Origin of the sequence: Pseudomonas sp. ANT_J28 (assembly GCF_008370005.1) — a bacterium.
GTDB classification, from domain to species: Bacteria; Pseudomonadota; Gammaproteobacteria; order Pseudomonadales; family Pseudomonadaceae; genus Aquipseudomonas; species Aquipseudomonas frigoris.
The window spans coordinates 60322-70978 of sequence record NZ_VOBM01000036.1; the positions used below are offsets into that span (position 1 = coordinate 60322).

Below are 10657 nucleotides of genomic sequence, written 5' to 3' on the forward strand. Positions count from 1 at the left end.
GAAGAGGTGGTTATGGCGCTAACAAAAACACAACAACACAGCGGCTGTTCTTTTAGTGGCAGCTTGCGCTTCAACGGGATTGGCAAGACCTTTCCCGGGGTGAAGGCGCTGGATGGCATCAGCTTCGTCGCCCACCCGGGGCAGGTTCACGCCTTGATGGGCGAGAACGGCGCCGGCAAATCGACCCTGCTGAAAATCCTCGGCGGTGCTTACACCCCGAGCAGCGGCGACCTGCAGATCGGCGAGCAGACGAGGGTCTTCAAGTCCACCGCCGACAGCATCGGCAGTGGCGTCGCAGTGATCCATCAAGAACTGCACCTGGTCCCGGAAATGACCGTGGCAGAGAATCTGTTCCTGGGGCATCTTCCGGCCAGTTTCGGCCTGATCAATCGCGGTGCGTTGCGGCAACAGGCATTGGCCTGCCTCAAAGACCTGGCCGATGAAATCGATCCGCAAGAGAAAGTAGGGCGCCTGTCCCTCGGTCAGCGGCAATTGGTGGAAATCGCCAAGGCCTTGTCCCGTGGTGCGCATGTGATCGCGTTTGACGAACCGACCAGCAGTCTTTCTGCGCGGGAAATTGATCGTTTGATGGCGATCATCGGTCGCCTGCGCGACGAAGGCAAAGTGGTGCTTTATGTCTCCCATCGCATGGAAGAAGTGTTCCGCATCTGCAATGCGGTGACGGTGTTCAAGGACGGTCGCTTTGTGCGCACGTTCGAGGACATGAGCGAGCTGACTCATGATCAGTTGGTGACCTGCATGGTCGGTCGCGATATTCAGGACATCTACGATTACCGCCACCGTCAGCGTGGCGCGGTGGCGCTCAAGGTCGACGGTTTGCTGGGCCCGGGTTTGCGTGAGCCGGTGAGTTTCGAGGTGCACGAAGGCGAGATTCTCGGGCTGTTCGGCTTGGTCGGCGCCGGTCGTACCGAGCTGTTCCGCATGCTCAGTGGCCTTGAGCGCAACACCGCCGGGCGCCTGGAATTGCGCGGTCATGAACTGAAGTTGCGTTCACCCCGCGACGCGATTGCCGCCGGGATTCTGCTGTGCCCCGAGGACCGCAAGAAAGAGGGCATCCTGCCGCTCGCCAGCGTCGCCGAGAACATCAACATCAGCGCCCGCGGTGCCCACTCCACCTTCGGCTGCCTGTTGCGTGGCCTGTGGGAAAAGGACAACGCCGACAAGCAGATCAAAGCGCTGAAAGTGAAGACCCCCAACGCGGCGCAGAAAATCATGTACCTGTCCGGTGGCAATCAGCAGAAGGCCATTCTCGGCCGCTGGCTGTCGATGCCGATGAAAGTCCTGCTGCTCGACGAACCGACTCGCGGCATCGACATCGGCGCCAAAGCCGAGATCTACCAGATCATCCACAACCTGGCTGCCAGCGGCATCGCTGTAATCGTGGTCTCCAGCGACCTGATGGAAGTGATGGGTATTTCCGACCGCATCCTGGTGCTCTGCGAAGGCGCGATGCGCGGCGAGTTGTCTCGCGCAGAGGCCAATGAATCCAACCTGCTGCAACTGGCTTTGCCGCGCCAACGCGCTGACGGCGTGGCGAACTGAGAGGTGACTATGACAATCCAAAACAACGCTTTGCCCACCCAGCGCAAACCTCTGGACCTGCGGCGCTTTCTCGATGACTGGGTGATGCTGCTGGCGGCCGTCGGGATATTCGTGCTCTGCACCTTGCTGATCGACAACTTCCTCTCGCCGCTGAACATGCGCGGCCTGGGCCTGGCGATTTCGACGACGGGGATTGCCGCTTGCACCATGTTGTATTGCCTGGCGTCCGGGCACTTCGATTTATCGGTGGGGTCGGTGATTGCCTGCGCCGGCGTGGTCGCAGCGGTGGTAATGCGCGACACCGACAGCGTGTTTCTCGGTGTGGTGGCGGCGCTGTTCATGGGGCTGATCGTTGGGTTGATCAACGGCATCGTGATCGCCAAGTTGCGGGTCAATGCGTTGATTACCACACTGGCGACCATGCAGATCGTTCGCGGCCTGGCTTACATCTTCGCCAACGGCAAAGCGGTGGGCGTGTCGCAAGAGCAGTTCTTCGTCTTCGGTAACGGCCAGTTGTTGGGTGTGCCGGTGCCGATCCTGATCACCATTGTCTGCTTCCTGTTTTTCGGCTGGTTGCTGAATTACACCACCTACGGGCGCAACACCATGGCCATCGGCGGAAACCAGGAAGCGGCACTGCTGGCCGGGGTGAACGTTGACCGGACCAAGATCATCATCTTCGCCGTGCACGGGTTGATCGGGGCGTTGGCCGGGGTGATTCTGGCGTCGCGCATGACGTCCGGTCAGCCGATGATTGGCCAGGGTTTTGAGCTGACGGTGATTTCTGCCTGTGTGTTGGGCGGGGTATCGTTGAGCGGCGGGATCGGCATGATTCGGCATGTGATTGCCGGGGTACTGATTCTGGCGATCATCGAGAATGCGATGAACCTGAAGAACATCGATACGTTTTATCAGTATGTGATTCGGGGTTCGATCCTGTTGTTGGCCGTGGTGATTGACCGCCTCAAACAACGCTGATTAACCTGGTCCTGCACAAAGTCTGTAGGTGCAGGCGATTCAATGTGGGAGCGGGCTTGCTCGCGAAGGCGGCGTGTCAGTCAACATAATTGCTGAATGACACGCCGCCTTCGCGAGCAAGCCCGCTCCCACACTAGACCGCGCAGCGGTCACTTTCGAACATCCCTCCGTCACTTCCCCTAAATATCCCTTGCTTGCCCAGCCCCGTTTCGGTTATCACTTTGTACATGATTAGACAGGTACGATTTGACAAGAAACAACGGGTGGTCGACGAACTCATCCGACGCATCGAAAACGGCCTCATGGAGGACGGCTTTCTGCTGCCGGGCGAGCATCAATTGGCTCAAGAATTCAAAGTCAGCCGCGGCACGCTGCGCGAAGCCCTGGCTGAGTTGAAACGGCGCAATTACATCGCGACGCAAAGCGGGGTGGGTTCCATCGTCACCTTCGACGGTGTGGTGCTCGATCAGCGCAGCGGCTGGGCCCAGGCCCTGGCCGACAGCGGGGCGCTGATCAATACCGAACTGCTGCGGTTGGAGGCGGTCACCCGTCCTGACCTGTTGCCGCGTTTCGGCACCGACCAATTCATTACCCTCGACCGTCGCCGCCGTTCCAACGAAGGCAAACTGGTCTCCCTTGAACGCTCATTGATGCCCGCCACCGGGGGCCTGGAAAGCCTGCCGCGGGTCGGTCTTATCGACAACTCCCTGACCATCACCCTGGCCGCCTACGGCTATATCGGCGAGCGCGGCGATCAATGGATCGGCGCCGAACCCTTGAACGCCGAAGACGCCGAACTGCTCGGCTGTCCGGAAGGCACGGTTTTCCTCAAGGCCTTGCGCACCACGTACGACCGGAAAAACCGCTTCATGGAGCAGGTCGAAAGCTTGCTCGATCCGGTGCATTTTCGCCTGCACCTGCAGTTTGGAGAGTCAAAGTGACCGCGCTCAACCGTGCCCTCGGCGCGTTCTACGGATTGGCCCTGGGCGATGCGTTGGGCATGCCGACCCAATCCCTGAGCCGTGCCGAGATCAAGGTGCGCTTCGGCGAGATCACTGACCTGGAAGATGCAGGCCCCGATCAGCCGATCGCCGCCAACATGCTCAAAGGCTCGATCACCGATGACACCGAACAGGCGATTCTGGTCGGCCATTTGCTGGTTGAAGGCGAGGGCCGGATCGAACCGTCGCTGCTAGCCCAGCGGTTGATCGAATGGGAAGCCGCGATGCAGGCCAAGGGCTCGCAAGACTTGCTGGGCCCTTCGACCAAACGTGCCATCGAGATGATCCTCGCCGGCCACTCGCCGGAAGAAGCGGGGCGCTACGGCACCACCAATGGCGCGGCGATGCGCATCACGCCGGTCGGGATCGCGGCGGACGTCGCCAACCCTGAGCGTTTCATCGACGCTGTCGTGCAGGCGTGCCAGGTCACCCACAACACCACGCTGGGCATCTCCAGCGCGGCGGCGGTGGCAGCGGTAGTCTCGGCCGGTATCAACGGCATGGACCTGGGCGAGGCGTTGAACCTCGGCCAGCAAATCGCTCAGCAAGCTGAAAGCCACGGTAACTGGGTGGCTGGCGGACGCATCGCCTCGCGCATCAGCTGGGCGCGGACCATCAGTGTCGACAGCGACAAGGCGTTGCTGGCGGATTTGATGTACGACGTGATCGGCACTTCGGTGGCTTCACAGGAATCGGTGGTGGTCTCGTTTGCCCTGGCCCAGCAAGTGGCCATTGGTGAAATGAACGCGTTCGAAGCGCTGTGCATGGCCGCCAGCCTTGGCGGCGACACCGACACCATCGCGGCGATTCTCGGCGCCATGCTCGGGGCCTGCCTGGGCCTTGAGAGTTGGCCGGCGGCGATGATCGACAAGGTCAAAACCGTTAACGATCTGGAGCTGGAGCTTTTGGTAAAAGGGCTCCTCGCCCTGCGCTGAGACGCGCGCTGCCAAATCTCGACAATCTGTCTTGCCGACAACCACAACAATGGCAACAGGAGCATTTTTCATGAGTTCATCGAACGCCGGGCCAAGCGCCGGGCAACTGGAAACCCGTGGCATCGAGCCTGTACCGGAAGCGGAGTGCAACGGTCATCCGCTGCAACTGTTCTGGGTCTGGTTTGCGGCCAACATCTCCATCCTCGGCTTGCCGCTGGGTGCGACCCTTGTAGCCTTTCGCGGCTTGGCAATCTGGCAGGCGATTATCGTCGCGATCCTGGGGGCTGCCGGTTCCTTCGCGGTGGTCGGGATCATCTCCATTGCGGGTCGCCGTGGTCGCGCACCGAGCCTGACGTTGTCGCGAGCGATCTTCGGCGTACGCGGCAACATCGGGCCGACCCTGGTCTCGCTGATGTCGCGTCTGGGCTGGGAAACCGTCAACACCACCACCGCCGCATTCGTATTGCTGTCGCTGTGCTCGATCCTGTTCGGCTCGCCGGTGGAAGCCAAAAGCGCACCTGTGCTGACGTTGATCTTCATTGCGATTTTCGTGCTGCTGACCCTGTCGGTGTCGGGCCTCGGTCACGCCACCTTGCTGGTGATCCAGAAGTGGGCAACCTACGTGTTCGGTGCGCTGAACATTCTGGTCGGCGGTTTCCTCTGCGCCACCATCGACTGGAGCGCGGTGTTCAATGCCACACCGGCACCGCTTAGCGCGATGATCATTGGCGTCGGCACCATGGCTGCCGGCACCGGGATTGGTTGGGCCAACGCCGGTGCCGACATGTCGCGCTACCAGCACCGCAGCGTCAAAGCCGCACGCCTGGTGGCGTCGGCGGCGTTCGGTGCGGGGATTCCGCTGGTGTTGCTGATCACCCTCGGCGGTCTGCTGTCGGTGGGCAACAACGATCTGGCCTCGGCCACTGACCCGATCATAGCGATCCGCGACATGCTGCCGACCTGGATGGCCGTGCCGTACCTGATCACCGCGTTCGGTGGGTTGCTGCTGTCGAACAACCTGTCGGTGTACTCCGCTGGTTTGACCACGCTGACACTCGGTTTGAAGGTCAAACGTGTCTACGCGGTGGTGGTGGACATTGTCGCGATCTTCGCCGGTTCGATCTATTTCATGCTGATCGCCGACAGTTTCTACGGCCCGTTCATTACCTTCATTTCGCTGCTGGCCGTGCCGATCACCGCGTGGGTCGGGATCTTCGTCGTTGACCTGATCCATCGTCATTACTACAGCCCCAAAGACCTGCTGGACGTCAGCCCGAGCAGCGCTTACTGGTACAACGGCGGTGTCGAGTGGCGCGCTTTTGGTGCGTGGGCGGTGGCGATCGTGCTGGGCTTCAGCTTCACCACCATCGGCACGACCGAACAAACCGTGTGGTTCCGCGGCTTCCTGTCCGACTCATGGCTGGGTCATAACGGCCTCGGCTGGATCGTGACGTTCCTGGTGGCGGGCGGGATTTACTTTGTACTGGGTGGCGCCAGGGATCGCCGCGCCGCGTTGACCGAGAATGCTCATGCCTAGATTGCTGCACACCGGCCAGGTCATGATCGACCTGGTCATGGCCGTGAATAAACTGCCGCATTCTGGCGGCGACGTGCTGGCGCAATCCGCCAGTTTCGAGGCTGGCGGCGGCTTCAATGTGATGGCTGCCGCCCAGCGCAATGGTCTGCCGGTGGTTTACCTCGGGCGCCACGGAACTGGGCGTTTCGGTGATCTTGCCCGTGAAGCGATGAAGGCTGAAGGCATTCGGATCGGCATCACTCACTGCGCCGAACGGGATACTGGATTGTGCGTCGCGTTGACCGAAGCGTCGGCCGAGCGCAGTTTCATTTCCTATATCGGTGCCGAAGGTGAGCTGACTGCCGAGGATTTGACCAGCGTGCCGGCCGAGGCGGGTGACTATGTCTACGTCAGCGGCTACAGCCTGCTGCATGGCGGCAAAGCCCGGGCGCTGGTGGATTGGGTGCTGGATTTGCCGCGAGGAATCAACGTGGTGTTCGATCCGGGCCCGCTGGTGGATTCGCCGGATGAGCCGTTGATGCAAGCCTTGCTGGCACGCATCGATCTGTGGACCAGCAACAGTGTCGAGGCGTTGAAGTTTACCGGTGCGTCGGGCATTGCCGAGGCGTTCAACCGGTTGGCCGATCATCTGCCGGCCGACGTGTTGATGGTGGTTCGTGACGGCCCGCAAGGGTGCTGGATTAGCCAGCGTGGAAACCGCCAGCATGTGCCGGGTTTCAAGGTTGAGGCGGTGGACAGCAACGGCGCGGGAGACGCCCATGCCGGGGTGTTTGTGGCTGGGTTGGCGCAAGGAGTGTCGGCGGCTGAGGCGGGGCGGCGGGCTAATGCGGCGGCGGCGTTGGCGGTGACTCGGTGGGGACCGGCGACTTCGCCGGGGACGGCTGAGGTGGATGCGTTGATCAGCAAGACTTTCGGTGCCTGATCGGCCGCCTTCGCGAGCAGGCTCGCTCTCACATTCGACTGAGTTCTCTCTGAAGACATGCGGTCAAATGTGTGCGAGCTTGCTCGCGATGGGGCCCTCAGCCGTTTAGATATCCAGCTTGCGCGCCGCCTCAACCCCTGCGGCACTGAGTTTGATCGGCAAGTTCAACGAGTGCTCACCGGCCTCGTTGCAGATCACATGACCATGCTGGATCAATCCACGATTCTGCAGCGTGGCGAGAGTGCTGGCCACGACCTTCTCCCCCCGGTAATTGTCCAGGACCTCTTTGCCCAAACCGCTTGGATGGGCATGCAGCAAACGGGTCAGGACTTCTTTCTCAAGGTTTTTATCGACGTTCATGGTTACCTCTTCAGGGATGTGGATAGGTCCATTTAATTAGAGTCCTTACCTTATGTTGGTCCGCCCTCGATTTGGATTGGTGCCTGATGGACGACGAACGGTCTAGGCCTGCTGCAACGCTTTGCCGGTAACGGTTCGGCGCCAGACCAGCCGGCCGACGCTGATCAGCCAGTTCAGCAGGGCCACTGCCAATACTGTGAGCAACAACGTCGCCATCCCCTGTTCCACGATGATTTTTCCGGCCAGCAACGGAAAACCAAACACACCGATAAAGTACGACAGACTGAACAGCAGCAAGGATTGCGCGGTGGTGCCGTCCGGCGCCTCGTTGGCCGCCAGGCCATTGATCACCGAATAGGTCAGCCCGTAACCGACCCCGAGCATCACTGCCGCCAGCACGTAGCTGAACCCGTCGTCGACGACAAACCCGAACATCAGGATCGAGCCCATCATCAAGCCCGACAGCAGGCAGGACGCCCAGAAGGGGTCGCGCTTGACCACGAAACCGGCGATCAGCATGCGGCTGCTGATCGCTGCGCTCATGAAGCCGAGGAAGAACAATGAATAGTCGAGTGAACGCGCCGCCGCGTAACTTGTTTGAAAACTCGACAGACCGCCGAAAACGCAACCGCCGAGACCGACCATGATGATCGGGAACACCGCTCTGGACGACAGCACTTGCGTCGCTGCACGCCAGGAAATTCGTGACACCGCTGCCGAGTGGGCAGGCGCTTTTTTCAGCTGCGAATCCAACCGCCAGAACAGCAACACGCCAATCAGGCTGGCCAGCGCCGCGAGAAAAAACGCCGCAGTGATCGGATACCCAAGGGCACTGGCAGCGCGACCTAACAAGGGACCGCTGCCGATCCCGGTCATCATGCTGCCCGACAGCAGCGCAAAGTATTTCGCGCGTTGGGCAGGCGTTACCAGGCTCGCCACAATGATCGGGCCGAGGGTATAGAACACGCCCCAACCCAGTCCCAGCAATAGCCCGAAAAACAACAGCAGATTGCCGAAGCCTGGCGCCAAGGCGAAGCCCAGGCTGGCGGCCACCAGCAGAATGCCGAACAGCGAAATCGAGCGGGCAGCACCGAGCAGGTCGGACAAGTGCCCGGAGACGATTACCGCTGCAAACGTACTGAGCATCGCCGCCGAAATCACACTGCCGGCATCGTGTTCGTTGCCGCCGCGGGAACCGATCAACAGCGACAGCAAAAAGGTCGAGCCATAGGACAGCGACAGCAAATAGCTGGCCAGGCAAAACAGGCCGAACAACCTGCTGGAGACTTGGGGTGTTGCGCTAGGCATGACGCGGTTCCTTGACCCGATAGAAGAGAGCTTCATCTATCTATCACGCACGGCGTCGATGTTAGGTCTGAGGTTTTTGATTTCAGGGTTAGCGCTGGCCGGAGTAAAGCCTTCAGCAGGCGCCAATTTCTTCCTTGAACAACTCCATGAACCCCTTCAACCGTTCGTGGCGCGTCTGCGCCAGACGCTGGCCGGTGGTCGTCTGGAATCCATCCGCCAGGTGCAGCAGTTTGGTCTGGAAATGGTCGAGGCAAAACCGTTTGTCATCGTACTCCCGGTCCTTCGCCTCGGGATCCTCTGGGTCGTACAACGCGCTGCCCATACGTCCGGCGATGTAAAAGGTTCGCGCCACGCCGAGCATGCCAAGGGAGTCGAGGCGGTCGGCGTCCTGCATGATTTTCGCTTCGAGCGTGGTCGGTGCGATGTTGGCGGAAAAACTGTGTGCTTCGATGGCATGGGCAACCGCGCTGACTTTTACGTCTGGCCAGGCCATGTCCGCCAACAATTTCGATGCCTTCTCGGCGGCCAGCCGCGAGGCCTGAGAACGCAGCGGCGAGTTCTTCTCTACCGCCACGCAATCTTGCAAAAGCACCGCTGCGAGCAGCACCTCAAGATCGCCACCTTCTTCAGCATGAAGCGTACGCACGTTGTGCCAGACCCGCTGCAAGTGCGACAGATGATGGGCGCCGTCCTCTGAGGGTTCCAGCGCGTGGGGCAGCAGTTGCGCAGCGAGGAGTTGCAGTGGTGCGAAAGCATCAGTGTTCATAAACATCCTGTTAAGTGAAAACGTCTTTTGCAGCGACATAGCCCTGTAGCAGCTACACATGCTCCATGGATCAGCTTTGAATTTCCAGTGTGACGAGCGTCGCTCGCCGACTTAGTATGGCGTTTTCCACTTTTGACGAAGGCACGTCCATGACGATCGAGATCCGCCCGGCGACCCCGAGCGATGCACCGCAAATCCTCGGGTTCATCACCGAGCTGGCCGACTACGAACGTGCCCGTCACGAAGTCATCGCCAGCGTCGCCGACATCGAGCGCAGCTTGTTCAGCGAAGGCGCCACCGCCCACGGCCTGATCTGTTTGCGCGATGGCTCGCCAATCGGCTTTGCCGTGTTTTTCTTCAGCTATTCCACGTGGCTCGGCAGCAACTGCCTGTACCTCGAAGACCTCTACATCACCCCCGGTCAGCGTGGCGGCGGCGCGGGTAAAACCTTGTTGCGTCACCTGGCGAAAATCGCCTGCGCCAATGATTGCGGCCGATTTGAGTGGAGTGTGCTGGACTGGAACAAACCGGCGATCGAGTTCTATAAGTCGTTGGGTGCGCAGCCGCAGGAAGAGTGGGTGCGGTATCGAATGGATGGGGCGGTGTTGCGGGAGTTTGCCGAGGGGAGTTGATGCACATCTTGCCAAACGCTGAATCCAGTTGTCGCCACCAGTTTAGTCCGGCATCCTGTGCGCCTTTGCGCGCTCACGGATGACACCTGCAATGCCTATGGCATCTTCATCTCTCGACATTCGTCACGATCGCCATCGACTATCCGGTTTGGTTGAACGCTGTTGGTGCATTTCTTTTGCACCCTAGATGTTGCCACCATCGCTTTAGAACTCAAAAGCAAGGAGCTTTGACTTGAGTGGAAAACCTGCTGCGCGCGTTACCGACCCTACGTCGTGCCCGTTACCCGGACATGGCACCAATCCGATTGTTTCTGGATCGCCAGATGTTTTCTTCGATGGTCTGGCCGCTGCTCGCATGACGGACAAATCTGCCTGTGGCAGCCCAATTACCGGTGCTGTTTCGGGTACGGTATTCATCAATGGTCTCAACGCTGCAACCCTCGATAGCACGGGCGGGCACGGCAACGTAGTCATCGGCGGTTCCGGGACCGTTATCATCGGACAACGCGGAGGCGGAGCAGCCTTTAGGGAAACTCTGAAAAAGACATCCAGATTTGGTGAAATACGCACCTCGCACAAACTGAGCGGTTGAACCCCGATGAAACAGATGTCCTTCGCCGATGCCGAATATGCCGGAAAACGTAAGCAGACCCGC

The 10657-nt window shown here is 60.1% G+C and carries 11 protein-coding genes; 8 read left to right on the plus strand and 3 right to left on the minus strand.

Annotation, left to right across the window (positions count from 1 at the left end; all coding sequences use genetic code 11):
• Positions 1 to 12: 12 nt before the first annotated feature.
• The 6 genes from araG (at position 13) to FQ187_RS22575 (ending at position 6936) form a co-directional block, all read left to right on the plus strand.
• Entirely contained in the window at positions 13 to 1563 is a 1551-nt protein-coding gene (gene araG, locus FQ187_RS22545) for an L-arabinose ABC transporter ATP-binding protein AraG (protein WP_149631164.1), read from the plus strand.
• Between the two features lie 9 nt (positions 1564 to 1572).
• Positions 1573 to 2541, plus strand: a complete 969-nt coding sequence (gene araH / locus FQ187_RS22550; RefSeq protein ID WP_033056977.1) for an L-arabinose ABC transporter permease AraH — start codon at positions 1573 to 1575, stop codon at positions 2539 to 2541.
• 227 nt (positions 2542 to 2768) lie between these two features.
• Positions 2769 to 3482, plus strand: a complete 714-nt coding sequence (locus FQ187_RS22560; RefSeq protein ID WP_149631165.1) for a GntR family transcriptional regulator — start codon at positions 2769 to 2771, stop codon at positions 3480 to 3482.
• The gene (locus FQ187_RS22565) at positions 3479 to 4477 is read left to right on the plus strand and encodes an ADP-ribosylglycohydrolase family protein (RefSeq protein ID WP_149631166.1); all 999 of its coding nucleotides are present in this window, start codon (positions 3479 to 3481) and stop codon (positions 4475 to 4477) included. Before FQ187_RS22560 ends, FQ187_RS22565 begins: the two co-directional genes overlap by 4 nt.
• Positions 4478 to 4547: 70 nt before the next feature.
• Entirely contained in the window at positions 4548 to 6014 is a 1467-nt protein-coding gene (locus tag FQ187_RS22570; protein WP_149631167.1) for a cytosine permease, read from the plus strand.
• A complete protein-coding gene (locus FQ187_RS22575) occupies positions 6007 to 6936 on the plus strand; it encodes a PfkB family carbohydrate kinase (RefSeq protein WP_149631168.1) in 930 nt (309 codons plus the stop codon). Before FQ187_RS22570 ends, FQ187_RS22575 begins: the two co-directional genes overlap by 8 nt.
• Before the next feature lie 105 nt (positions 6937 to 7041).
• On the opposite strand, the gene FQ187_RS22580 is transcribed toward FQ187_RS22575, so the two are convergent.
• The 3 genes from FQ187_RS22580 to FQ187_RS22590 form a co-directional block, all read right to left on the minus strand.
• Positions 7042 to 7296 (minus strand): hypothetical protein, encoded by a 255-nt coding sequence (locus FQ187_RS22580; RefSeq protein WP_149631169.1) that lies wholly within the window; start codon positions 7294 to 7296, stop codon positions 7042 to 7044.
• Positions 7297 to 7398: 102 nt separating this feature from the next.
• Complete coding sequence (locus tag FQ187_RS22585) at positions 7399 to 8604, minus strand: MFS transporter (protein ID WP_149631170.1); 1206 nt, start codon at positions 8602 to 8604, stop codon at positions 7399 to 7401.
• A 112-nt stretch (positions 8605 to 8716) separates the two neighbouring features.
• Complete coding sequence (locus tag FQ187_RS22590; protein ID WP_149631171.1) at positions 8717 to 9370, minus strand: HD domain-containing protein; 654 nt, start codon at positions 9368 to 9370, stop codon at positions 8717 to 8719.
• Between the two features lie 149 nt (positions 9371 to 9519).
• Here FQ187_RS22590 and FQ187_RS22595 point away from each other — a divergent pair, with 149 nt between their 5' ends.
• Complete coding sequence (locus tag FQ187_RS22595; RefSeq protein WP_149631172.1) at positions 9520 to 10002, plus strand: GNAT family N-acetyltransferase; 483 nt, start codon at positions 9520 to 9522, stop codon at positions 10000 to 10002.
• A 232-nt stretch (positions 10003 to 10234) separates the two neighbouring features.
• Complete coding sequence (locus FQ187_RS22600; protein ID WP_371925550.1) at positions 10235 to 10594, plus strand: PAAR domain-containing protein; 360 nt, start codon at positions 10235 to 10237, stop codon at positions 10592 to 10594.
• Positions 10595 to 10657: the final 63 nt, after the last annotated feature.